Annotated in this window: 22 protein-coding genes; 15 read left to right on the top strand and 7 right to left on the bottom strand. The window is 69.5% G+C overall.

Features of this window, described 5'->3' with window-relative positions:
* Nucleotides 1-117 precede the first annotated feature (117 nt).
* Entirely contained in the window at nt 118-954 is an 837-nt protein-coding gene (locus ACHBTE_RS08570) for an SDR family oxidoreductase (RefSeq protein WP_394723269.1), read from the bottom strand.
* A gap of 219 nt (nt 955-1,173) precedes the next feature.
* Between ACHBTE_RS08570 and ACHBTE_RS08565 the strand changes: the two genes are divergently transcribed.
* The 4 genes from ACHBTE_RS08565 to ACHBTE_RS08550 are packed head-to-tail and all read left to right on the top strand — an operon-like array spanning nt 1,174 to nt 4,140.
* Complete coding sequence (locus tag ACHBTE_RS08565; RefSeq protein ID WP_394722914.1) at nt 1,174-1,479, top strand: hypothetical protein; 306 nt, start codon at nt 1,174-1,176, stop codon at nt 1,477-1,479.
* A gap of 5 nt (nt 1,480-1,484) precedes the next feature.
* Nucleotides 1,485-2,786 (top strand): hypothetical protein, encoded by a 1,302-nt coding sequence (locus tag ACHBTE_RS08560; RefSeq protein ID WP_394722912.1) that lies wholly within the window; start codon nt 1,485-1,487, stop codon nt 2,784-2,786.
* The gene (locus tag ACHBTE_RS08555; protein ID WP_394722910.1) at nt 2,783-3,514 is read left to right on the top strand and encodes a hypothetical protein; all 732 of its coding nucleotides are present in this window, start codon (nt 2,783-2,785) and stop codon (nt 3,512-3,514) included. The genes ACHBTE_RS08560 and ACHBTE_RS08555 overlap by 4 nt, the downstream gene beginning before the upstream one ends.
* Nucleotides 3,515-3,528: 14 nt before the next feature.
* Nucleotides 3,529-4,140, top strand: coding sequence for a hypothetical protein (locus ACHBTE_RS08550; protein ID WP_394722909.1), 612 nt, complete (start codon nt 3,529-3,531; stop codon nt 4,138-4,140).
* Between the two features lie 42 nt (nt 4,141-4,182).
* Here the strand turns inward: ACHBTE_RS08550 and ACHBTE_RS08545 are convergent, their stop codons facing one another.
* A complete protein-coding gene (locus ACHBTE_RS08545; RefSeq protein ID WP_394722908.1) occupies nt 4,183-5,448 on the bottom strand; it encodes an FG-GAP repeat domain-containing protein in 1,266 nt (421 codons plus the stop codon).
* A gap of 370 nt (nt 5,449-5,818) precedes the next feature.
* Between ACHBTE_RS08545 and ACHBTE_RS08540 the strand changes: the two genes are divergently transcribed.
* Entirely contained in the window at nt 5,819-6,142 is a 324-nt protein-coding gene (locus tag ACHBTE_RS08540; protein WP_394722907.1) for an ANTAR domain-containing protein, read from the top strand.
* 39 nt (nt 6,143-6,181) lie between these two features.
* Here the strand turns inward: ACHBTE_RS08540 and ACHBTE_RS08535 are convergent, their stop codons facing one another.
* A complete protein-coding gene (locus ACHBTE_RS08535) occupies nt 6,182-7,138 on the bottom strand; it encodes a helix-turn-helix transcriptional regulator (RefSeq protein WP_394722906.1) in 957 nt (318 codons plus the stop codon).
* Nucleotides 7,139-7,734: 596 nt separating this feature from the next.
* Here ACHBTE_RS08535 and ACHBTE_RS08530 point away from each other — a divergent pair.
* On the top strand, nt 7,735-8,445 hold the full coding sequence (locus tag ACHBTE_RS08530; RefSeq protein ID WP_394722905.1) for a DUF2637 domain-containing protein: 711 nt from the start codon (nt 7,735-7,737) through the stop codon (nt 8,443-8,445).
* Nucleotides 8,446-8,449: 4 nt separating this feature from the next.
* On the opposite strand, the gene ACHBTE_RS08525 is transcribed toward ACHBTE_RS08530, so the two are convergent.
* Both ACHBTE_RS08525 and ACHBTE_RS08520 read right to left on the bottom strand, forming a co-directional pair.
* Nucleotides 8,450-8,746 (bottom strand): zinc-ribbon domain-containing protein, encoded by a 297-nt coding sequence (locus ACHBTE_RS08525; protein ID WP_394722904.1) that lies wholly within the window; start codon nt 8,744-8,746, stop codon nt 8,450-8,452.
* Between the two features lie 103 nt (nt 8,747-8,849).
* Entirely contained in the window at nt 8,850-11,144 is a 2,295-nt protein-coding gene (locus tag ACHBTE_RS08520; RefSeq protein ID WP_394722903.1) for a (Fe-S)-binding protein, read from the bottom strand.
* A 232-nt stretch (nt 11,145-11,376) separates the two neighbouring features.
* Here ACHBTE_RS08520 and ACHBTE_RS08515 point away from each other — a divergent pair, with 232 nt between their 5' ends.
* From ACHBTE_RS08515 to ACHBTE_RS08490, 6 genes are all read left to right on the top strand, one after another.
* Nucleotides 11,377-12,441 carry an MraY family glycosyltransferase gene (locus ACHBTE_RS08515; protein ID WP_394722902.1) on the top strand — a complete coding sequence of 355 codons (1,065 nt, stop codon included), beginning with the start codon at nt 11,377-11,379 and terminating at the stop codon, nt 12,439-12,441.
* Nucleotides 12,442-12,535: 94 nt separating this feature from the next.
* Nucleotides 12,536-14,383: a molecular chaperone DnaK gene (dnaK, locus tag ACHBTE_RS08510; protein WP_394722900.1), complete on the top strand. Its 1,848-nt coding sequence runs from the start codon at nt 12,536-12,538 to the stop codon at nt 14,381-14,383.
* The gene (gene grpE, locus ACHBTE_RS08505; RefSeq protein ID WP_394722899.1) at nt 14,383-15,045 is read left to right on the top strand and encodes a nucleotide exchange factor GrpE; all 663 of its coding nucleotides are present in this window, start codon (nt 14,383-14,385) and stop codon (nt 15,043-15,045) included. The genes dnaK and grpE overlap by 1 nt, the downstream gene beginning before the upstream one ends.
* A gap of 42 nt (nt 15,046-15,087) precedes the next feature.
* On the top strand, nt 15,088-16,269 hold the full coding sequence (dnaJ, locus tag ACHBTE_RS08500; RefSeq protein ID WP_394722898.1) for a molecular chaperone DnaJ: 1,182 nt from the start codon (nt 15,088-15,090) through the stop codon (nt 16,267-16,269).
* Between the two features lie 5 nt (nt 16,270-16,274).
* Complete coding sequence (locus ACHBTE_RS08495; RefSeq protein WP_394722897.1) at nt 16,275-16,721, top strand: heat shock protein transcriptional repressor HspR; 447 nt, start codon at nt 16,275-16,277, stop codon at nt 16,719-16,721.
* Nucleotides 16,722-16,933: 212 nt separating this feature from the next.
* Nucleotides 16,934-17,395 (top strand): GNAT family N-acetyltransferase, encoded by a 462-nt coding sequence (locus ACHBTE_RS08490; protein WP_394722896.1) that lies wholly within the window; start codon nt 16,934-16,936, stop codon nt 17,393-17,395.
* Here ACHBTE_RS08490 and ACHBTE_RS08485 read toward each other — a convergent pair.
* The gene (locus ACHBTE_RS08485) at nt 17,376-17,948 is read right to left on the bottom strand and encodes a hypothetical protein (RefSeq protein ID WP_394722895.1); all 573 of its coding nucleotides are present in this window, start codon (nt 17,946-17,948) and stop codon (nt 17,376-17,378) included. The two genes, ACHBTE_RS08490 and ACHBTE_RS08485, sit on opposite strands and share 20 nt — an antisense overlap.
* Nucleotides 17,949-18,279: 331 nt before the next feature.
* Here ACHBTE_RS08485 and ACHBTE_RS08480 point away from each other — a divergent pair, with 331 nt between their 5' ends.
* The gene (locus ACHBTE_RS08480; protein WP_394723267.1) at nt 18,280-19,404 is read left to right on the top strand and encodes a sugar ABC transporter substrate-binding protein; all 1,125 of its coding nucleotides are present in this window, start codon (nt 18,280-18,282) and stop codon (nt 19,402-19,404) included.
* Nucleotides 19,405-19,849: 445 nt separating this feature from the next.
* Nucleotides 19,850-20,938 carry a LuxR C-terminal-related transcriptional regulator gene (locus ACHBTE_RS08475; protein ID WP_394722893.1) on the top strand — a complete coding sequence of 363 codons (1,089 nt, stop codon included), beginning with the start codon at nt 19,850-19,852 and terminating at the stop codon, nt 20,936-20,938.
* A 72-nt stretch (nt 20,939-21,010) separates the two neighbouring features.
* Here ACHBTE_RS08475 and ACHBTE_RS08470 read toward each other — a convergent pair whose 3' ends face one another.
* Nucleotides 21,011-21,982 carry a helix-turn-helix transcriptional regulator gene (locus ACHBTE_RS08470; RefSeq protein WP_394722892.1) on the bottom strand — a complete coding sequence of 324 codons (972 nt, stop codon included), beginning with the start codon at nt 21,980-21,982 and terminating at the stop codon, nt 21,011-21,013.
* Nucleotides 21,983-22,355: 373 nt separating this feature from the next.
* Here ACHBTE_RS08470 and ACHBTE_RS08465 point away from each other — a divergent pair, with 373 nt between their 5' ends.
* A complete protein-coding gene (locus ACHBTE_RS08465; RefSeq protein WP_394722891.1) occupies nt 22,356-22,691 on the top strand; it encodes a hypothetical protein in 336 nt (111 codons plus the stop codon).
* Nucleotides 22,692-22,864: the final 173 nt, after the last annotated feature.

Raw genomic sequence — 22,864 nt, 5'->3', positions numbered from 1 at the left:
CGCAAGGCCCCCCGTGCGCTATACGTTGAGAGTGGCGAGGAGCGGTCGGCTCCTTGCCTTTTCTGTTGTCGGCTCCTTGCCTCGTCTGTTTTCGTTCCGGCGCCGGCAGCGGATCCGTCAGCGGGTGAAGGCGTCCGCGTGCTCGGTGGCCCACTGGGTGAAGGTGCGGGCCGGGTGGCCGGTGACCTTCTCCACGGTGTCGACGACCGTACGGCCGACCTCGGGAGTGTTCCCGTACGCCTCCAGCAGGAAGCCGATCACGTCCTCCGGCTGACCCGCCGCCCGCCACTGCGCGACGGCCTGTTCCTCGGTCAGCTCGACCAGCGAGATCGCCCGGCCGCGGGCTGCCGCGATCGCCGCCACCTTGTCGCCCACGGTGAGCAGTTCGGGCCCGGTGACGATGTACTCCTGGCCCCCGTGCCCCTCCTCGGTGAGCGCGACCGCGGCGACGGCCCCGATGTCGCCCTCGTGCACCATCGCGCTCAGCCGGGAGACGAACGGCTCACGCACCTCGTCCGCGGAGAGGATGCCCTCCGCCCACTCCAGGGCGTTGGACATGAACTCGACCGGCATGACGACGGTCCACTCCACGCCGGCGTCGGCGCGTACGGCGTCCTCCAGCGCGGTGGGCCCGCCGCCGTGCAGCACGGTGACCCGGCGTACGCCCGCCGCGCGCGCGAGCTCCAGGATGCGGGGGCCGGTCTCCAGCGGCGCGAAGTAGGCCCCGCCGAAGGTGATCAGGTGGAGGCCGGTGACGCCCTCCAGGGCCGGGATCAGGCTGTCGGGTTCGGTGAGGTCGCCCTCGACGACCTCGACGCCGGCCGGGAAGGCGGCCTTCTGGGCGTTCCGGGTGAGGGCGCGGACCTCATGTCCGCGGGCGAGCAGCTCGGCGACGACCTGGCGGCCGACCGTGCCGGTGGCGCCGCTGACAAGGATCTTCTGAGTCGTCGGCATCTGAGTCGTCGGCTGCTGAGTCTGCTGCGTCTGCTGCTGCGTCTGCTTCTGCGTCATGGAAAGGAAGTTAGGAGGACTTGCGGTCAGGTTCGGTCCGCAAGTCCGTGTGGATTCCGTGACCCCGACGCCGTCCCCTCACCTTCCCGTGGCATGATTCGGCGCATTCGGCCGCCGGAGTGTTTGCCGATGCGACCGTGAGAGCGAACGGGGAGGACCTGCATGGGGGACCACTTCAAGACCGACATCGATCAGCTGGCCGCGTTCACCAAGGACCTCAACGGCGCCAAGGACTCCCTCGAGCAGGTGCGCACCGCCCTGCAGCACGTGCGGGCCGACCAGATCGGGACGTCGGAGCTCGACGAGGCGTGCGACACGTTCCAGGAGCGCTGGAAGTACGGCAACGAGCAGATCAAGGAGCGCATCGGCAAGCTCACCGAGGGGCTCCAGAAGAACACGGACAACTACCGCGAGGTGGAGACCTCCCTGGAGGAGAGCTTCAAGCGCGCCGCGGCGGCGGGGAAGTGATTGCGGTGGCACAGAACCCTTACGTCCACCTGGGCTGGAACCCCGTACCGGGACAGCCCGGCGAGGTCGAGAAGCTCCGCACCCAGCTCGTGAACTCGGCGAGCGCGTTGCAGACGGCGTACGAGAAGATCGACAAGCTGCTCGGCGAGTCCAGCTTCTGGGAGGGCGACGCGGCCGTCGGCTTCCGTGAGGCCCTCGACGGCGATCTGCCGAAGTACATGAAGGACGCCCACAAGTCGCTGACCCAGGCCGCCGGGCACCTCGGCGCCTGGCACGGCGGGCTGACCAGCCGCCGGGAACTGGCGCACAAGTACGACGTCGAGGCGGGCGACCACAAGGGCGACCTCAAGGCGGCCAACTCCCGGCACGAGACGGCCAAGCAGGATCCCGATCTGAAGCTCGCGGGGCAGACCTTCCAGGAGGGCCCCGAGCTGCAGGCCGCCCAGTCCCGGCTGAACGCGGCCCAGACCCGGCTCAACGACGCCGTCACCGCCGTCAACAACGCGCAGGGCGCGCTGGACGGAGTGATGCGCAAGGCGCGCGAGCTGGAGGGCACGCACGAGGACGAGGCGCGGGAGCTCGCGAAGAAGCTGAAGGACGCCACGAAGGACCTGGCGCCCGAGGAGCCGGGCTGGCTGAGCAAGGCGCTCAGCTGGATCGGGGACAACCTCACCAACATCCTCAGCGTGCTGGCGGCGGTGGCGGGGCTGCTGGCGCTGCTGTGCACGGGGCCTTTCGGGATCGCGATGCTGTTGGCGGCGGGGGCGTTGAGCCTGGCGACGATGGGTTCCCGGCTCGCCGACCCCAAGGTGCGGGCTTCCCTCGCGGACGGATTCACCAAGGGGGAGTTCGACGCGGATTTCTGGGAGAACTCCGTGGGGCTCGTCGGTGACGCCCTGGGCGCCGTGCCGGGCGTGGGCGCCGTGAGCCGTGGCCTCAACGGTGCGATCCAGTCGACGAGGTTCGCGTCCGAGGCGGTGAGCGCCGGGCAGTTCCTCGGCCGGTTCGCCGACGACACCGCCAAGGCGGCCGGCCGGATCGCGTCCGCGGGTTCCTTCAACCCCGTCGGAGACCTTGTGGCCAAGGCGGCGGGGGGCAGCCAGGCGGTCAGAGCGGGCATGGACTACGTCTCGCCGGTGGCGGGTGTGGTCACCGCCGGCTACGGGCTGGCTGCCGAGAACATCGACGCCTTGAAGAGCGACGGCGGCAAGAACACGGCCACCGGAGTCGACGCGGCCCGCGCGGGTCTGTTCGACGGGCCCGGCGCTTTCGCGGTCGTCCGCAACGTCGCGACGGTGTTGCGATGACACAGGAAGCCACCGGAGTGCCGATGCGTCTGGTCATCGACGACACGGCCAGGGACCCGAGCTCGAAGATCTGGTACGCGCTGCCGGACTCCTTCGTCGACGTCCCCATCGACGCTCTCGCCCCCCAGCCGGGCTCCGAGCAGGAGGTCCACCTGGAACAGGCGCTGGCGCTGGTCATCGACGTCGCCCCTGAGGACCAGCGTGACCGGTACACGGGTGCACTGCGGGACGTCCGGTTCATGGCCAAGCAGATGCGCAACGAAGGCATCATCGCCTGTTCGCTCGGCATGCACCACGCGGACGACGGTTCCTCCGCCTCGTCCGTGTTCACCGTGGGGCTCAGGGACATCGGATGGGCTCCGGCCAAGGTCACGGCGGTGCGTGCGGCGGCCTCGCGGGAATCCTCCGGGAACGTGGGGCTCTTGACGCTGCCGGGCGGACGTCCGGCGTCGATCTCCGACACGTTGATCACCATGCCCGCCCTGGAGGGGGTGCCCGGCCAGGAGCTCTACCAGTGCAACCTCTACGTCCCGGATCCCTCGGGCACACAGCTGGGCGTCCTGACGCTGAGCACCACGGCCGTGGGTTCCCGAAAGCACTACCGCGAACTGATGGAAGGCATCGCGTACACGGTGTCCTTCCACGATCCACTGCCCGAGATCGAGCGCGCCGCCCGCGGTGACGCCGCCGACGGCATCGCGAACGACATCGCCTCCGACTTCGGCTGACCCGGGACACGCAGATGACCACGAACTCCGGCAAGCACGGCTTCGACGGGCCGCCGGCCTGGGAGACACCCGGGACTCCACCCGCGTTCCTCCGCTGGACGGCATGGCAACTGGCCCGGTCCCTCGGCCTCGTGGCGCTGTGGTGGGGCGCGCTGTACGTCACGCTCCTTCTGCCGGTGGCTGCGGTCGTTCCCATGACGCTGGTTCTGTTCGTGCTCATGTACGTCACGGTCCTGGCCCTCGGCCGACTGGCGAGTGGGTGGCGCATGCGTCGGATCCTTGCCGTCTACCCCTGGCGTCAGCAGTCCGGGGCCGTGCGGGTCGACAGGGGGAAGGGCGTTCTCGTGCTGCCCGACCCCGACAGCCCCGAGAAGGCGGTGTCGCTGAAGCTGGCCGCCGGACTGTTCAGGTCGTGGACCCGCGAGGCCCTCAAGGACTACGACGAGGAACTGTGGTACGCGGGTGACCCACGTTTCGCCTGCGTCGTGGCCAAGGCCGGCCCGCGCGCGATGAGCTGCCTCGTTCAGCCCACCGCCTACAGCTACCGAACCTCCCCCCGCCGCAAGGGCCTCAGCCCCGAAGCCCGCCGTCGCGCCCGGGCGATCGGCGCCCGGGTCGGGGACTGAGGGGACGCGGCCCTACGGCGGCCGAGGACCCGCCAGGACTTCCTACGGCGTCAGGAACGCGGACGTGGAGAACGTCACCGACGGCTCCGCCGCCAACAGCCCCTTCTTCGTCCCGGGATGGACGGCCACCGTGTCCTTCGTCTCGCCGACGTAAGCCCGCACCACCAGCTCGGCCCGCCCGTCCCCGTCGAAGTCGCCGGCCGTCACCACGCGCGTCGTGCCCGGCCCGGGCGGCGCGACGGTCACCATGCCCGCCGTGGTGAGACCTGTCGTACGGCCGCGGAAGATCCGCACCCGCGAGCCGCTGGAGACGAGTTCGCTCAGGCCGTCGCCGTCGAAGTCGGCGGCGTCGAGCATCGAGCCGGGGCTGTCGAGGGTCCCGCGTCCGGGCGCGGCCGGAAGGTCATAGCGCAGAGACGTTTCATCCAGTGTGCCGACCGCCGCGTCCAGTTCGTTCTCGCCCTTGCCGAAGGCGCCGAGCGCGACGTCGATGCCGGCGGGCAGTACGACTCCGGTGCGAGCGGGGCCCGCCGGGCCGCCGAGGACCACCGCCGCGCGGCCCGCACCCTGTGCCGTACGGACCACCAGGTCGTCGTATCCGTCGTCGTCGACGTCGGCGGCCGGGCCCACGGGGGCGTTGCCGGGCGCCCGGACGGGCTCGCCCGCGGCCTTCGGGCTGCCCTTGCGGGTGAACGGTCCGCGCAGGAAGGACAGTTGGCCGGCCGAGGCGTGGACCACCAGGTCCTGTGCGCCGTCGCCGTCGAAGTCACCGCACACCGGCTGGTCGGGCCAGTCCTGGCCGGCGCGGGCGGCGTCGGGGATGGCGAGCTTGACCGCCTTGCCGGTGAGGCCGTCCGGGGAGCCGAAGAGGAGCTGGAGGGGGACCGGCGGCCGGCCCTGACCGTCGTAGGGCGGGTCGGTGGACACGACGAGGTCGGTGAAGCCGTCCTTGTCCAGGTCGCAGGCGGCCTCCGCGTCGAACACGGCGGGCAGCCGGCCCTTGGTCGGCGCGGCCTGCCGCCGCGGGCTGAGCAGCTGCCGGGCGCCCGGTGTGAGCCCGCGCTCGCTGCCGTAGACGATGCCGATGCCCGCGTCGTCGGCGTGGGCCTGGGCCTTGACCAGGTCGTTGAGGACCAGATCCCGGTGGCCGTCGCCGTTGAAGTCGTCCGCGGCTGTGCTGCCCTCGCCCCGGGGGACGGGGAGATGCGCGGGGACGTCGGCGATCCGGACGGGGGTGCGCCGGGCCGGCTCTGCGTGGTCGTCGGGAGTGGGGCCGCAGGCCGCCGCCAGCAGAAGGGTGGTGCTCAAGACCGCCGTACCCAGCCCGGCTCTTCGCGTGCGCACCGCTCACCTCGTCAGCACCAGCGACAACAACTGGGCAATCATGCACGTGTGCGAGTGAGGGCGACAGTCCCGTGCCGGGATCTCTGCCCGGTGGTGTGCGCCCGGGTGCGCTTTTCGGCCAGTGGGTGGCCGGTCGTGGCCCGCGGCGGCTCGTGGCGGCTCGTACGGGGCCTCGTGCCGTCCGTCCGTGTTCGTTTTCTGGCCCGCGTCGGCGGCACTGTTCGTTTCTCACGCCACTGCGCCCGCGCGGCGCGGGCAGGTGACGGTTACGGGACACGACCATTCGACCTGAGAGACCGACCCGAGAGACCGACCTGAGAGCAGGGCCTGAGGCATGACAGAGCAAGAGGATCAGGTCAGGAGGGTCGCCGCCCTGGAGGAAGAGCTGGCGCAGATGCGGCACGCCGTGGTCTCGCATGCCGTGGTCGACCAGGCCATCGGTGTCGTGCTCGCCTACGGCGGCGTGCCGCCGGAGGACGGCTGGGAGATCCTCAGAGAGATCTCCCAGCACACGAACACCAAGCTGCGCGAGGTGGCCGAGCACCTGGTGCAGTGGCCGAACTGCGAGTGGCTGTCCCCGGAGATCCGCCGCGCCCTGGACGCCGCGCTGGAGCGCCGTACCTCGCCCCGGCGCGCGGCACGCAAGCCCGCCCGGTGAGGGCCGGGCGCGCTCGCGCCGGGGCCGCCGCGCCGAAGCTCAGCCGTGCAGGGTGCTGGACGGGCTGATGCCGTAGGCGTCGCGGTAGAGGGAGGCGAAGCGGCCGGGGTGGGCGAAGCCCCAGCGTGCCGCGATGTCCCCGACCGTCTCCTCGCCCGTCGGCCGGGCGGCCTGGAGATCGCGGTGGGCGTGGGCGAGCCGCGCCCGGCGCAGATAGGCGAGCGGGGTGGTGTCGAGGTGGCGCCGGAAGGCGTACTGGAGGGCGCGCACGGTGACATGGGCCGCGGCCGCGATGTCGGCGACCGTGAGGGGCTGGTCGGCGTGGTCGTCGATGTAGGCGACGGCCCGGCGCAGGGTGCTGGGGCGGGCGTCGGTGCGGTCCTGTGCGGTGTCGTCGGTGTCCGCGGTGTTGGGGAAGGCGGCCAGGACGGCTGCGGCCAGCATCTGACTGCTGGTCGATGCGATCAGGGGCCGCTCGCGCACCGCGGGCTCGGCGAGGACGTGGTCGCGCAAGTACACGATGGTCTGCCGCAGATGCTCGGCGGCGGCGGGGGAGTGCGGACGGTGCCCGGTCAGCCGTACCGGCTCCTGGGGATGCCCGGCGCCGGTGGCGGCGACCTGGTCCAGCAGCTGGGGGTCCAGCATCGTGATGTTGTAGCGGGCCGAGCAGACACGCCCCGCGTACGACAGGTGGGGCGGCGCGAACATCACCAGGTCGCCGGGGCCGAAACTGTCCCGGACGCCCGGGTAGACATGGTCCTGGATCGTCCCCTCGTGGACCATGCACAGACAGATCTTCCCGAGCGGGGTCACCGAGTAGCTCATGTCGAAGTTCAGGTCGATCTCGTCGACGCTGACCGACGGCAGGGTGTCGCGGCGGATGCGGGCCCTGCTGGCCTCGGGAGTACTGCTGCCGATCCGCATGCGCGCGTAGGCGCGACTGAGGAAGTCCTCCGTCGCGTCCAGGTCCTCACTGTCGAAGACCAGCGATTCCATCGCATCACCGCCCTGGCAGGAACCTTTCCCAACGGTACCGCTCGCCGCCGACCGCGACGCCTGCCCGCTTCCCTCCCCTGACGGACGCGGGCCCTTCTCCTGCTCGCTTTCCCGCATCACCGCGCCCGACACCACGGCCCGCCGGGTGCGCCGCACATGAGCCGACCGTGAACGAGCCGCCGCGGTCCGGCCGTTGAGGAGTCGCCGTCCGTCAGGACCGCCGCCCGCCATGCCCGCATCACAGGTCACGGGTCACAGGTCACGCAAGGGAAAGGCATGCCCAGGGATACGGTCGATACATATTCTGAATTTCATGAGGAAGGTGCCGGCATTGGATATTCCAGATAATCACCGTTGACGGATATTCCCCCGAATGCCAGATGTCCTGCGCCGTCCGGTGCTCGTTAGGTGGACGTGACTTGGCAGGAAAGATATGCGGCTGAGGACGGCCCGCTCCGCCTCTGGCAGGCAGCTGATCAGACCACTGCGGAAAGCATCACACACTGCTCGGATCTGCTTGAGGACTTCCTGAGAACCATCAGTCGGATGGAGCGTGAATATATCCGGGAATCGCGGGAAGTGGAGAAGTTCTGAAAATGAGGTCCGATTACGACGCGCTGGACGGACAGCCGCTCACCCAGCAGGTCGACACTCAGCACTTCTGGCAGGTCCCCGACCCGACGATCACGTCGGAGGGCTGGGATCCGGACGCGGAGCTGGCCCAGATGCTGAACACGACGCACGGCGTCGACCTGAACCCCGCACCGCCGTTGCGCGACAGCGCTCCTCGGCTGTCGGACGCCGACCGCCGCCCCCGCCGGCCGGTCAACCGACGGCGCCCCCAGACGGGCCCGCACATCCTGCCCGGCAACCCGAAGGTCATCACCGTGGCGGTGCTGGTCGCGGCCATCACTGTGTGCGCGGTGACGATGCTGACCTGGTCCATCTCGTACTCGTACGATCAGCTCCGCGCCATCGCGCTGCTCGTGGTGTCACCGAACCTGGCGCAATGGTGGCCGCTCACGGTGTACGGGCCGTGGATGTTAGCGGGATTGTCCATCCTGCGCGCGGCGGTGCAACGCAGGACCGCCAAGCGTTCCTGGGCCGTCATGCTGGTTTCCTCCGGCACGGCAGTGGCCCTTTGTATCGGCCAGTCACCGCATTCCCTGCTCGCGATGGTGATCGTCGGAATTCCTCCGATCACCGCCCTGATCTGCTTTCGCGAGCTGGTCGGCCAGTTCTCGTCGCGGCCGGGCCCCAAGCACGCCGCCGACACGCTGAACGGGTCCAAGCAGACCCGGTCCTGAGAGGTCAGGACCGGTACGGCTGCTGCGGCTGCCCGTACGGCTGCTGACCGCCCTGGGCGCCGCCGGCCGCGCCCTGCGCCTGAAGCTGTTCGGCCTGCTCGGCGGTCACCTTCTGCTCGGCGCCGCAGAAGGTGCACTGCGTCGCGTACTTCGTCGAGACCGGGAACAGCGGCACGAAGAAGAGCGTGAACTTCGTGACGCGCTTGCGGAGCGTGTGGGCGGAGGGGTTGCCGCAGTGGCCGCACACCAGTGTCAGTATCGCGAGCTGGTAGAGGTAGCCCTTGGTGCCGAAGATGATCACGCCATGGGTCCTTTCGATCCGTTCCTGTCTTCCAGCCTGCCGCACCAGGACGCCCCCTGTCCCATGTGGGACAGGGGGCGTCGCGCTGTGCCTCGGGGGCCGGTCACTTCACCGGTGCCGACTCCGGCTCGTTCTCCGCCTCGGCCTCGCCCGCCGGGGGCTCGTCGTCCGGGACGGGGGTCTTGACGGACTCCAGCAGCAGCTGGGCGACGTCGACGACCTGGATGGACTCCTTGGCCTTGCCGTCGTTCTTCTTGCCGTTCACCGAGTCCGTGAGCATGACCAGGCAGAACGGGCAGGCGGTGGAGACGATGTCCGGGTTCACGGACAGGGCCTCGTCGACGCGCTCGTTGTTGATGCGCTTGCCGATCCGCTCCTCCATCCACATCCGCGCACCACCGGCGCCGCAGCAGAAGCCGCGCTCCTTGTGGCGGTGCATCTCCTCGTTGCGGACGCCCGGGACGGCGGCGATGATCTCGCGCGGCGGCGTGTAGATCTTGTTGTGCCGGCCCAGGTAGCAGGGGTCGTGGTAGGTGATGATGCCCTCGACCGGGGTCACCGGGACCAGCTTGCCCTCGTCCACCAGGTGCTGGAGCAGCTGGGTGTGGTGGATGACCTCGTAGTCGCCGCCGATCTGCGGGTACTCGTTGCCGATCGTGTTGAGGCAGTGCGGGCAGGTGGCGACGATCTTCTTCGCCGACTTGGGCTTCTTCGACTCGGGCGTGACGTTGCCCTCGTCGTCCATCTCCTCGCCGAACGCCATGTTCAGGGCCATGACGTTCTCCATGCCGAGCTCCTGGAAGAGGGGCTCGTTGCCGAGGCGGCGGGCGGAGTCACCGGTGCACTTCTCGTCGCCGCCCATGATCGCGAACTTCACGCCCGCCATGTGCAGCAGCTCGGCGAAGGCCTTGGTGGTCTTCTTCGCCCGGTCCTCCAGGGCGCCGGCGCAGCCGACCCAGTACAGGTACTCGACCTCGGTGAGGTCCTCGATGTCCTTGCCGACGACCGGCACCTCGAAGTCGACTTCCTTCAGCCACTCCAGGCGCTGCTTCTTCGCCAGACCCCAGGGGTTGCCCTTCTTCTCCAGGTTCTTGAGCATCGTGCCCGCCTCGGACGGGAACGCGGACTCGATCATCACCTGGTAGCGGCGCATGTCGACGATGTGGTCGATGTGCTCGATGTCCACCGGGCACTGCTCGACACAGGCGCCACAGGTGGTGCAGGACCACAGGACGTCCGGGTCGATGACGCCGTTCTCCTCCAGCGTGCCGATCAGCGGGCGCTCGGCCTCGGCGAGGGCGGCGGCCGGGACGTCCTTCAGCTGCTCCTCGGACGCCTTCTCGTCGCCCTCCATGGTCTTGCCGCCGCCGGCCAGCAGATACGGCGCCTTGGCGTGCGCGTGGTCGCGCAGCGACATGATCAGCAGCTTCGGGGAGAGGGGCTTGCCGGTGTTCCAGGCGGGGCACTGCGACTGGCAGCGCCCGCACTCGGTGCAGGTGGAGAAGTCCAGCAGGCCCTTCCAGGAGAACTGCTCGACCTGGGAGACACCGAAGACGTCGTCGTCACCGGGGTCGGTGAAGTCGATTGGCTTGCCGCCGGAGGTCATCGGCTGGAGCGCGCCGAGCGCCGTCTCACCGGTGGCGTTGCGCTTGAACCAGATGTTCGGGAAGCCCAGGAAGCGGTGCCACGCCACACCCATGTTGGTGTTCAGCGACACCACGATCATCCAGATGAACGAGGTGCTGATCTTCACCATCGCGGTGAGGTAGATCAGGTTCTGAAGCGCCGTCAGGCTCAGGCCCTTGAAGGCGAGCACCAGCGGATACGAGGCGAAGTACGCGGCCTCGTAGTGCTCGACGTGGTGGATCGCGCCTTCCAGGCCGCGCAGCACGTAGATCGCGAGGCCGATGGTGAGGATGACGTACTCGACGAAGTAGGCCTGGCCGGACTTGGAGCCGGCGAAGCGCGACTTGCGGCCCGCACGGGACGGCAGGCTCAGCAGCCGGATGACCATCAGCACCGCGATGCCCAGTACCGTCATCACGCCGATGAATTCGATGTACAGCTCGAACGGCAGGAACCCGCCGATGACCGGCAGTGTCCAGTCCGCCGAGAAGAGCTGGCCGAACGCCTGCGCCAGGGTGGGCGGCAGCGTCAGGAAGCCGACCGCCACGAACCAGTGGGCGATGCCGACGACGCCCCACCGGTTCATCCGGGTGTGGCCGAGGAACTCCCGCACCAGCGTCACACTGCGGGCGTAGGGGTTGTCGGTCCGGCTGCCGGCCGGAACCGGCTGGCCGAGCTGGAAGTACCGGACGAACTGGCCGATGGCGCGTGCGAGCAGCGCGACGCCGACCACGGTCAGGACCAGCGACACGATGATCGCGGCGAGTTGCATTTCGGGGCTCCTCGGGCCTGCGAGGGGTTCTTCTAGAGGTGTCTTCTAGAGGATGCGTTCGAGAGGGATCTTCGAGATTACTAAGCGGTAACTTATGCAGTCCGTTTGAGACTACCCCCATCTTCCGTCGCACTGTAGCCAGGTGTGAGGTGATCTGAATCGCTGAGGGTTGCCTAAAGATCCGATCGTGTTAATCATCACTAATTGGGGCATATCGCACTAACCTGGCGCCGTGCTGTACGGGATTGCCGCCGCCACGAGCGCCCTGCTCCTCGCCGCCTTTCTGGCGGCGCTCCTCCGGCTGCCCGCTCTGCGCCTCGGCATCGTCGACCGTCGCCGGCAGCGGCCCCTGCCGTTGCTCGGCGGAGCGGGCGTCACGCTCGCGACCTGCCTGGTCGTCGTCGGCTGGGAGTGGGCGGGGGTGGCCCCGCTGGGCCCCGAGATCAGACGGCTGCTGATCGTCGCGGGCGCGGTGGCCCTGCTCGGGCTGGTCGCCGACGTACGGCGGGTGAAGGCCCGGTTCCTGGTCGGCGGTACGGCCGTGGCGGCGGCCTGCGTGGTGCCGTACGGCGAGACGGGGTTCTGGCTGGGGCTGCCGGCCATCGGCTGGATCGTCCTCGTGACCGTCGGCTTCAGGGCGCTCGACCATGCGGACGCGCTGGCCGGCACCGTCGGGGTCGTCACCGCCTTCGGCGTCGGGGTCTGCGCGGCGGCCGAGATGATGGACGAGCTCGCCGTGCTGCTGAGCGTCCTGGCCGCCGCGCTGACCGGGTTCCTCATGCACAACTGGCCCCCCGCGCGCACCGGCCTCGGCTCCTGCGGGTCCTTGTTCATCGGGTTCGTGCTGGCGGCCTCGGCCGTGACGACCCGGGCCGGGCACCACCCGGTCACGAGCGCCGGCGTGCTCTACGCGATCACCGCGCTGGCCACCGCCGACGTACTCCTCGTGGTCCTCTCCCGCAGACTGGCCGGACGGCCGTTGCTGCGCGGCGGCCCCGACCACCTCGGCCATCGCCTGCGCCGGCTCGGGCTCACCCCGCAGGGGACGACCGTCCTGCTGGGGATCCTGGCGTTCTCCGGGGTGGCCGTCGGTGTTCTGGTGCACATGGGATGGGCGCCCCGGTCGGGGGTGTACTGGGTGGGGGCGGGGGCTCTCGTCGCCGTACTCGGCTCGCTCCGGATCAAGGTGTACGGGCCCCGCCGTCAACCCTCAGCCCCTGTGGGGGGACCCGTCGAGACATCCACCCGGCTGACAAACACGCAGGTCAGGAGCCAGTTGCGTGTAAGGAACGGATAAGACTTGAGTGAGGTCGACTCAGCTCTGTTGACCGCACGGAGGCCGTCATGCACACTTGAGTCCGTTCCACTCAAGTCAGCTGGAGGAATCAACCATGGCACGTGCGGTCGGCATCGACCTGGGCACGACTAACTCCGTCGTCAGCGTTCTGGAGGGCGGCGAGCCCACCGTCATCACCAACGCCGAGGGTGCCAGGACCACGCCGTCCGTCGTCGCCTTCGCGAAGAACGGTGAGGTGCTCGTCGGCGAGGTCGCCAAGCGCCAGGCGGTGACCAACGTGGACCGGACCATCCGTTCGGTGAAGCGTCACATGGGCACCGACTGGAAGATCGAGTTGGACGGCAAGCCGTTCAACCCGCAGCAGATCTCGGCGTTCATCCTCCAGAAGCTCAAGCGGGACGCCGAGTCCTACCTGGGCGAGAAGGTCACGGACGCGGTCATCACCGTCCCGGCCTACTTCAACGACTCCGAGCGCCAGGCGACGAAGGAGGCCGGCGAGATCGCCGGCCTGAACGTCCTGCGCATCGTCAACGAGCCCACCGCGGCGGCGCTCGCCTACGGCCTCGACAAGGACGACCAGACGATCCTCGTCTTCGACCTCGGTGGCGGCACCTTCGACGTGTCCCTGCTGGAGATCGGCGACGGCGTCGTCGAGGTGAAGGCCACCAACGGTGACAACCACCTCGGTGGTGACGACTGGGACCAGCGCGTCGTCGACTACCTGGTCCAGCAGTTCCAGTCCGGCCACGGCGTGGACCTGGGCAAGGACAAGATGGCCCTGCAGCGTCTGCGCGAGGCCGCCGAGAAGGCGAAGATCGAGCTGTCCTCGTCCACCGAGACCTCGATCAACCTGCCCTACATCACCGCCTCCGCCGAGGGCCCGCTGCACCTGGACGAGAAGCTCACCCGGGCTCAGTTCCAGCAGCTGACCGCGGACCTCCTGGAGCGCTGCAAGACCCCGTTCTTCAACGTCATGAAGGACGCCGGCGTCTCCATCAACGAGATCGACCACGTCGTCCTCGTCGGTGGCTCCACCCGGATGCCCGCCGTCGCCGAGCTCGTGCGCGAGCTGACCGGCGGCAAGGACGCCAACAAGGGCGTCAACCCGGACGAGGTCGTCGCCATCGGCGCCGCCCTCCAGGCCGGTGTCCTCAAGGGTGAGGTCAAGGACGTCCTGCTCCTCGACGTGACCCCGCTGTCCCTCGGCATCGAGACCAAGGGCGGCATCATGACCAAGCTCATCGAGCGGAACACGACGATCCCGACGAAGCGTTCGGAGATCTTCACCACCGCCGAGGACAACCAGCCCTCCGTGCAGATCCAGGTCTACCAGGGCGAGCGCGAGATCGCGGCGTACAACAAGAAGCTCGGGATGTTCGAGCTGACCGGTCTGCCGCCGGCCCCGCGCGGTGTCCCGCAGATCGAGGTCGCCTTCGACATCGACGCCAACGGCATCATGCACGTGACCGCGAAGGACCTCGGCACGGGCAAGGAGCAGAAGATGACCGTCACCGGTGGCTCCTCGCTGCCGAAGGACGAGGTCAACCGGATGCGCGAAGAGGCCGAGAAGTACGCGGAGGAGGACCACGCCCGCCGCGAGGCCGCCGAGTCCCGCAACCAGGGCGAGCAGCTCGTCTACCAGACGGAGAAGTTCCTCAAGGACAACGAGGACAAGGTCCCCGCCGAGGTCAAGACCGAGGTCGAGTCCGCCGTCGAGGAGCTGAAGACCGCGCTCAAGGGCGAGGACACCGCCGAGATCCGCACGGCCACCGAGAAGGTCGCCGCGGTCTCCCAGAAGGTCGGCCAGGCCATGTACGCCGACGCCCAGGCCGCGCAGGCCGCGGGTGGTCCGGAGGGCGCCGCCCAGGGTGGCAAGCCCGCCGACGACGACGTCGTGGACGCCGAGATCGTGGACGACGAGCGCAAGGACGGTGCCGCGTAATGACGGAGGAGACCCCGGGCTTCGAGGAGAAGCCCGACGTCCCCTCCGGCGCCACCCCTGACGACGCCGAGTCGAAGGCCGCACCCTCGTCGAACAGCGAGGGGGCGGCCCCGGCCGGGGACGGAGCAGCAGACCCGGGCCTGGTGGCCCAGCTGGACCAGGTGCGCACGGCGCTCGGTGAGCGCACCGCGGACCTCCAGCGGCTCCAGGCCGAGTACCAGAACTACCGCCGCCGCGTGGAGCGGGACCGGATCACGGTCAAGGAGATCGCCGTCGCGAACCTCCTTACCGAACTCCTGCCCGTGCTCGACGACATCGGCCGCGCACGGGAGCACGGCGAACTCGTCGGCGGATTCAAGTCCGTCGCGGAGTCGCTGGAGACCGTCGCGGCCAAGATGGGCCTCCAGCAGTTCGGCAAGGAGGGCGAGCCCTTCGACCCGACGATCCACGAGGCGCTGATGCACAGCTACGCGCCGGACGTCACCGAGACGACCTGCGTCGCGATTCTCCAGCCGGGGTATCGCATCGGCGAGCGCACCATCCGCCCCGCGCGGGTGGCCGTCGCCGAGCCCCAGCCGGGCGCGCAGACCGTCAAGGCCGAGGGGTCCGAGGAGAGCACGGCGGCCGACGACAAGGAGAGCGGTGGCCCGGACGAGGGCTGACGTCGAACCGACGTACTCGACAGGGAAGGAGGGACGTCGAGGATGAGCACCAAGGACTTCATCGAGAAGGACTACTACAAGGTCCTCGGCGTCCCCAAGGACGCCACCGAAGCCGAGATCAAGAAGGCGTACCGCAAGCTCGCCCGCGAGAACCACCCGGACGCCAACAAGGGCAACGCCAAGGCCGAGGAGCGCTTCAAGGAGATCTCCGAGGCGAACGACATCCTCGGCGACCCCAAGAAGCGCAAGGAGTACGACGAGGCACGCGCACTCTTCGGCAACGGCGGCTTCCGCCCGGGGCCGGGCGGCGCGGGCGGCTCCTTCAACTTCGACCTGGGCGACCTCTTCGGAGGCGGCGCCCAGGGCGGCCAAGGGGGAGCCGGCGGCTTCGGCGGCGGACTCGGTGACGTCTTCGGGGGCCTGTTCAACCGGGGCGGCACGGGCACGACCCGTACCCAGCCGCGCCGGGGCCAGGACATCGACACCGAGGTCACCTTGAGCTTCACCGAGGCGATCGAGGGCGCGACGGTCCCGCTGCGCATGTCCTCGCAGTCCCCGTGCAAGGCCTGCGCGGGCACCGGCGACAAGAACGGCACGCCGCGGGTGTGCCCGACCTGTGTCGGCACCGGCCAGGTGGCGCGGGGCTCGGGCGGCGGGTTCTCCCTGACCGACCCGTGCCCGGACTGCAAGGGGCGCGGTCTGATCGCCGAGCACCCCTGCACGGAGTGCAAGGGCAGCGGTCGTGCGAAGTCGTCCCGGACCATGCAGGTCCGCATCCCGGCCGGGGTGTCCGACGGCCAGCGCATCCGGCTGCGCGGCAAGGGCGCGCCCGGTGAGCGCGGCGGACAGGCCGGCGACCTGTATGTCACCGTGCACGTCGGGGAGCACCCGGTGTTCGGCCGCAAGGGCGACAACCTCACGGTGACCGTCCCCGTGACCTTCACGGAGGCGGCCCTCGGCGGCGAGGTCAGGGTCCCCACCCTGGGCGGACCGCCGGTCACGCTGAAGCTGCCGCCCGGCACGCCCAACGGCCGCACCATGCGGGCGCGGGGCAAGGGCGCGGTCCGCAAGGACGGCACCCGCGGCGACCTGTTGGTCACCGTCGAGGTGAGTGTCCCGACGGACCTTTCGGGGAAGGCTCGTGACGCGCTCGAGGCGTATCGCGAGGCGACCGCGGGCGAGGACCCGCGGGCGGAGCTGTTCCAGGCCGCGAAGGGAGCATGAGTCAGATGGACGGTCGTCGACGCAACCCGTATGAACTGACCGAGGAGACCCCGGTCTACGTCATCTCGGTGGCGGCCCAGCTGTCCGGCCTGCACCCGCAGACCCTTCGCCAGTACGACCGTCTGGGCCTCGTGTCCCCGGACCGCACCGCGGGCCGGGGGCGCCGTTACTCGGCCCGGGACATCGAACTGCTGCGCACCGTCCAGCAGTTGTCGCAGGACGAGGGCATCAACCTGGCAGGCATCAAGCGCATCATCGAACTGGAGAACCAGGTCGCCGCGCTCCAGTCCCGGGTCGCCGAGATGCAGGCGGCGCTGGACGGCGCGGCGGCGGCGATGCAGCAGCGCGAGGCGGCGGTGCACGCGTCGTACCGCCGTGACCTGGTGCCGTACCAGGAGGTGCAGCAGACCAGCGCGCTGGTGGTGTGGCGACCCAAGAAGGCCAAGGACTAGGCGAGTCCAGGTCCCGGGGCCCAGGTCCCGCCTGAGCGATGGAGCCCGGAGGTTCGGTGCGAACCTCCGGGCTCCGGCCTTTTGATGCACGGCCTTTTGATGCACGGCCTTTTGATGCACGGCCTTTGATGCACGGCCTTTGATGCACGGCCTTCGCTGCATGGCCCTTTAATGCACGGCGGTGAGCCGGGAGTCGGTGCGATAGTGCCGACATGACCGTGGAGCATGCGTCGACCCGCCGGCCCTCACTGACGACCGGCGGGGAGGACGAGGAGCTTTCCGAGCGGCTCGACCAGGAGTTGACCGCCTTCAACGCCCGTGCCACCGGAGCCGGCCGGCCCGTCGAGTTCTCGGTCCGGGCCACCGACGAGACCGGCGAACTCGCCGGCGGGCTCACCGGATGGTGCTGGGGCAGCCTGTGCGGCATCGAGATGCTGTGGGTGCGCGAGGACCAGCGGCACGCCGGCTGGGGCACGAAGCTCATGCGGGAGGCCGAGGCGGAGGCCGGGCGGCGTGGCTGCACCGAGATCCTCGTGTCGTCGTACTCCTTCCAGGCGCCCGAGTTCTACAAGCGCCTCGGGTACCGCGAGACGGGGCGCCTGGACGGCGTTCCGGGGGGCCACCAGGACGTGTATCTCCAGAAGACGCTCGGCGTCAGGGGATCAGCTCGCTGATCGCCTCGGTGGCCAGCAGCCACATCGGCTGTGCGCCGGTTCCGAACCCGGCGGCGAGGGCGTAGCCGAGGGCCGCGTCGAGGGCGTCCGGCGTGGTGCCCTGCCGCCACTCGGCGAGGATCCGGCCGTCGCCCTCGGAGGTGAGGTCGCCGAGCCGCAGTCCGTCCCGCAGGAGCCGGCTGCCGGGCACGGAGTCGGGCACGAGCCGCCAGACGCGCCCCGAGTGCCGGACGTCGACCCGGTAGGACCGCCGGGTCAGCCGCCCCTTCGCCGGGCGTACGGCCCCTTCCTCGCCGTCGACGGTGAGGGTGAGCAGGCGGCGGTCCCGGGTGCCGACGGGGATGTGGTCCTCGGCCTCGGTGCCGGGGGCGCGGCTCACCACGATCCGCGGTATCGCCTCGCCCTCGACGACGACTTGGCCGCGCCCGGTGTCCAGGCGGACGGTCAGCGGGCCGAACAGGCTGTCCTCGACGGGGGCCTCGACGACGGACTCGGCAGAGGTGTCGGTGCGCGTGTCGGCGGAGGCATCGGTGGGGGCATCGGCGGGGGTCATACCGATGATCTTCCCAGGTCCCCGAAGTGCCGGAAAAGGTAGTGTTCGCGAAGAACTGCCGCTTGAACACGTCTGGCTGGGTTCATTCGATCTTCTGCTCGAGTATGGATCTTGGTGTGATGGTTGATCGAGCTTGCGTGGAGGGGGTGTAAAGGGTGTTTGGAGACGTTCCGTCATGTCTTTACACGCGCAGCGGAGCGTGGTGTTGCGCACTCGTTAAGTCATTCCGCTTGACGCTGGGGGCGGTCGGAGCGTTGGCTTTTCAGTCATCTGGGCGCATTGGCGCGCCCGTGTCCCGATGGCACCAGAAGTGAGCTCCTACATGCGTTCCATGCGCCCCACGCGTCGTATCGCCACCGTCGTGGCCGCCGCGTCCACGATGACCCTTTCGCTGACCGCGTGCGGGGCGCTGGGGGTCAGTGGGGACAGCAGCGAGGCGAGCCCGACCAAGGGCAACGACGTCACCGTGGGCCTGCTGCTGCCGGAGACGGCGAACACGCGCTACGACAAGTTCGACTACCCGATCATCAGGAACAAGGTCCAGGAGCTCACGGACAAGCAGGGCCAGGTCGTCTACCTGAACGCCGACGCGGACGCGGCCAAGCAGGCCCGCCAGATGGAGAAGCTGATCGAGGAGCAGGTCGATGTGATCCTGCTGGACGCCGTCGACTCGCACGCCATCGCCGAGGGCGTCCAGAAGGCCAAGGACGCCGGCATCCCGGTCATCGCCTACGACCGCCTGGCCGAGGGCCCCATCGACGCGTACGTCTCCTTCGACAACGAACTCGTGGGCGAGGTGCAGGGCCGCTCCCTCCTCGAGGCCATGGGCGGCTCGGGCGTCGACTCGTCCGACAAGATCGTCATGATGAACGGCTCGCCCACCGACCCGAACGCCAAGCAGTTCAAGGCGGGCGCCCTCTCCGAGCTCAAGGGCGCGGTGCACATCGCCAAGACCTACGACACCAAGGACTGGAAGCCGGAGAACGCCCAGGCCAACATGGCCCAGGCGATCGAGGCCGTCGGCGTCAACAACCTCAAGGGCGTGTACTCCGCCAACGACGGCATGGCCGCCGGTGTCATCAAGGCCCTCAAGGCCGCGGGCGTCACCCAGCTGCCGCCCATCACCGGTCAGGACGCCGAACTCGACGCGGTCCAGCGGATCATCGCCGGTGAGCAGTACATGAGCGTGTACAAGTCGTACCCGCAGGAGGCCGAGAGCGCCGCGCAGATGGCCGTGGCCAAGGTCCAGGGCAAGGACATCCAGTTCGACTCCCTCACCCAGGACCAGGTGGACAGCCCGACCGACAAGGGCATCCCGGCCCTGCTGGTCCCCGTGGTCGCGCTGACCGAGAAGAACATCGAGGAGACCGTCATCGCCGACGGCATCTACAAGCTGTCCGACATCTGCACCGCCAAGTACAAGGCGGCCTGCGCGGAGGCCGGGCTCGACAAGTAGCGCGCCTCCCGGTTCCTTTGCGAGTGCGTGCGGTTGCTCGTCCTCTCCTCGCCGCACCCGCTGCTCCCCTCACCCACGCCCCGCGCGCCGTTCGCGTGTGTGACGTTTCCTGTCAGGCCCCTCGGCCGGCGCGGCGGCGGTGCGCGGACCACCCCATCAGGTTGTTGCAACTCGGCTGACGGAGGCCCGGAGATAGCGGGACGTAACGGTCCTAACCGGCTGCCCTCACGGCGTGAGCCGTGTTGCGGAGCACGGCCTGTCCGCGCATAGTTGCGCTGCGGAAGCGCGAGCGAACCGTAGGCCGAAGGGCTGCGCACGGTGGCCTTCGACCATGGCCACGCCTCGCAGGGCTGTCCCGGCAGGGCTGGCCGGGCAGGGGTGTCCACACCGCGCTCCAGGAGTGAGCGAGCCGGCGAAAGAGGCAAGAACCGGGGGTGGATGGGCGATGGCCGGGCACGGGACGGAGGAGCACCCACACGGTGCCGACCGACTGTGCGACGCCGCGGATCGGGTGTATTCCCGGGCCGTGCGACGCGGCCGTGTGCCCCGCCGGGACGCGGAGCCGGTGCCCTGCCTGCTGGAGCTCGCGTTGCTGCACCCGGACCCGGACGACATGGACTGGCTGGTGCCGACGTCCCCGCAGGAGGTCATGACCCGGCTGCTGCGCGGGGTGTACGACGAGGTCAGCGCGAGTCAGCGGCGGGTGGGCTCGGCGGTGGCGGCCTTCGAGTGGTACGCCGGTCTGGGCCCGCAGCAGTTGCCGGCGTCCGGCGCGGAAGGTGCGGCGATCCGTGTGCTGGACGGCGCCTCCCGGATCCAGGCGGCCCTGGACGCGGCGACGGAGGCATGCACCGTCGAGGTGCTCACGGTGCAGCCCGGCGGCATCCGTCCCGAGCACGAACTGACGGAGGGCCTGCACCGCGCGCTGGCGCTGCGCGGCCGGGGCGTACGGATGCGCGACCTGTACACCCATGTGGCCCGGCACGGGCAGGGCCTGCTCAACTACCTCGAGCTGATGGGTGATTCGGTCGAGGCCCGCACGCTGGACGAGGTGATCGACCGGCTGATCCTCTTCGACCGCACGGTGGCCTTCATCCCCGCGAACGCCGACCGCACGATGGCGCTGGAGCTGCGGCACCAGGGCCTGGTGCACTACCTGGTGACGGTGTTCGAACGGCTCTGGCGCCTGGCCATCCCCCTCACCGCGCCCCTTCCCGACACCGGCATCGAGGGCATCTCGCACCGCGAACAGTCCATCGCCGCGCTGCTCGCCGAGGGGCATCAGGACGCGGTGATCGCGGAACGGCTGGGGATAAGCGTGCGGACGTGCCGGGCGCACATCGCGCGGCTGTCGGAGACGCTGGGGGCGGCAAGCCGTACGCAGCTCGGGGTGCGGATCGCGCAGGCGGGGCTGGACGGGCCGCGCGCGTCGTCCACCGAGTCCGCGGCGGTCAGCGTGCCTGACGTCGCCGAGGTCTCCCGGGTGCCCGGGCCGAGCGGTGTTCCCGGTCGGGAATCCCCGACCGGCCGATGAGACCTCCGGGTCGAGCGCGGCTCGCGATCCGCCCCTAGACCGGGTGGGTGACCGGGTGCGGGTGCGCCTCCGTCACAGGGCGCCGTCTCCCGCCGACGGCGAGTGGCCCGCCTCCAGGATCCCCGACTGTGCTATGAGGTAGCCGAGTTGGGCACGGCTGCCGCTGCCCAGGGCGGTGGCCAGCTTGGCGATGTGGGCCCGGCAGGTGCGCACGTTCATGCCGAGGCGGCGGGCTATGGCCTCGTCGACATGGCCTTCCACGAGGAGCTTGGCGATGGAGTGCTGGATCTCGGTGATGCCGTCGGGAGCCGTCTCGTAGGGGGCGTGCTCGGTCAGCGGTACCGCGCGGCTCCACATGAACTCGAAGACCTTGATGAGGTAGCGGATGAGGCCCGGGTGGCGCAGCTCCAGGGCCACCTGCTGGTCGTCCCGGGTGGGGATGAAGGCGACCGACTCGTCGCAGATGATGAGGCGCTCGACCAGCTCGTCGATGGTCCGGTACTCCACCTTGCCGTCGGAGAGCTGGGCGACATAGGCCAGTTTGCCCGGGTTGTACCGAACGGTGTGCTGGTAGAGGGTCCGGATCCGCACGCCGCGTTCGATCAAGGGCCGGTCCCGCTCCAGACCTTGGAGAAGGCTCTGTTCCGAGATGCGGTTGCTCGGCTGCACCGTGAGCATCTCGGTCCGGCACTGGGCCGTCGCCAGATTGAGGGCGGCATTGATCCGCTCGCCTCCCTCCAGCACGGTGATGGAGTGCGTGCTGCCCGTCACCTGGGTGCTGAGGTCCATGAACGGCTGCAGGGCCTCGGCCAGTTCGATCGAGAGCCTTCTGCGCTCGGTGATCTCCCGCTCGATGGGATTGAGCCGCTGGGCCAGGGCCACCGAGGCGGGAACCGGTACCAGCCAGGTCGCGTCGTCGGGGTCGGGGTAGAGGAGGGTGAACTCCATCAGGCAAGGGGCGTGCTCCACCTCCGTGCGTGCGATTCGCCCGGTGCGCAGCGCGTTCGCATAGAGACGGCTGCCTTCCGCGCACATCTCGGCCATCGAGTGGGGATGTGTCGCTTTAGTCTGATTCGTTCCCAAATCTCCACCCCCCAGGGTCCTGAACATGCAGGAACATGATGCACCGATCGTGTGGCCATGAAGTGCCCGAATGAGCCATCGTCTTACTCGACGGGGGAAGAGGGGACCTTCAAGTGAGGACGAAGCCGACTATGCGGAACAGAATGCTTCGCTCGATTCTTGTCGCCGCCTTCTCCACCGTTGTGGCCGTCGGAGTCCTGAGTGGCCTCTCGGAAGTGAAGAGCGACTCGCGGGCGGACAGCAGCTGGCCGACCCGGGCCCAGACTGTCACGCTCGCCGGGGACAGCTCCTGGCCGGCCAGTGCGCAGAAGATCAGCGGCGGGCAGGGGTCGGCATGACCACGCCACCCGACGACCGGTCCTTCCGCCGGGAGATGGCCACCGCCTACCGCTCCGGCTGGCACTTCATCGACCTGGTCACCGCGATCCCCCATCCCGGTGACTCGCTGATGGTGACCGTCTTCGGTGAGCCGGTCGTCGTCACGCGGGACGACGAGGAGGACGTGCGGGCGTACCGGTGCCTGCGGCGGCCTCGGGGGGCGCCGCAGCCCGTGCGGTGCGCCATCCGGTACGGAATGATCTTCGTGAACCTCGATCAGCGCGACCACCGCCTGGTGGAGTCGGAGGCTCCGGCCCCAAGGACTATTTCAGCCACCCCCCGCAGTGCCTGACGCGATTCCCCCGTCGTAACAGATCGCTCAGGTGCTTCCCCCCGCAGCGGGGGGGGGGGGGGGGGGGGGGGGGGGGGGGGGGGGGGGTGTCCGTCCTCGGTCCGGCGGTTGGGCCTTGATGGGCAGTGCTGTTTCTTGACGCCGGCCGCTGCGGGCGGACACCCCCCACCCCG

This window comes from Streptomyces sp. M41 (genome assembly GCF_043673425.1).
Classification (GTDB): domain Bacteria; phylum Actinomycetota; class Actinomycetes; order Streptomycetales; family Streptomycetaceae; genus Streptomyces.
This window is presented reverse-complemented; position numbering and strand designations above follow the sequence as displayed.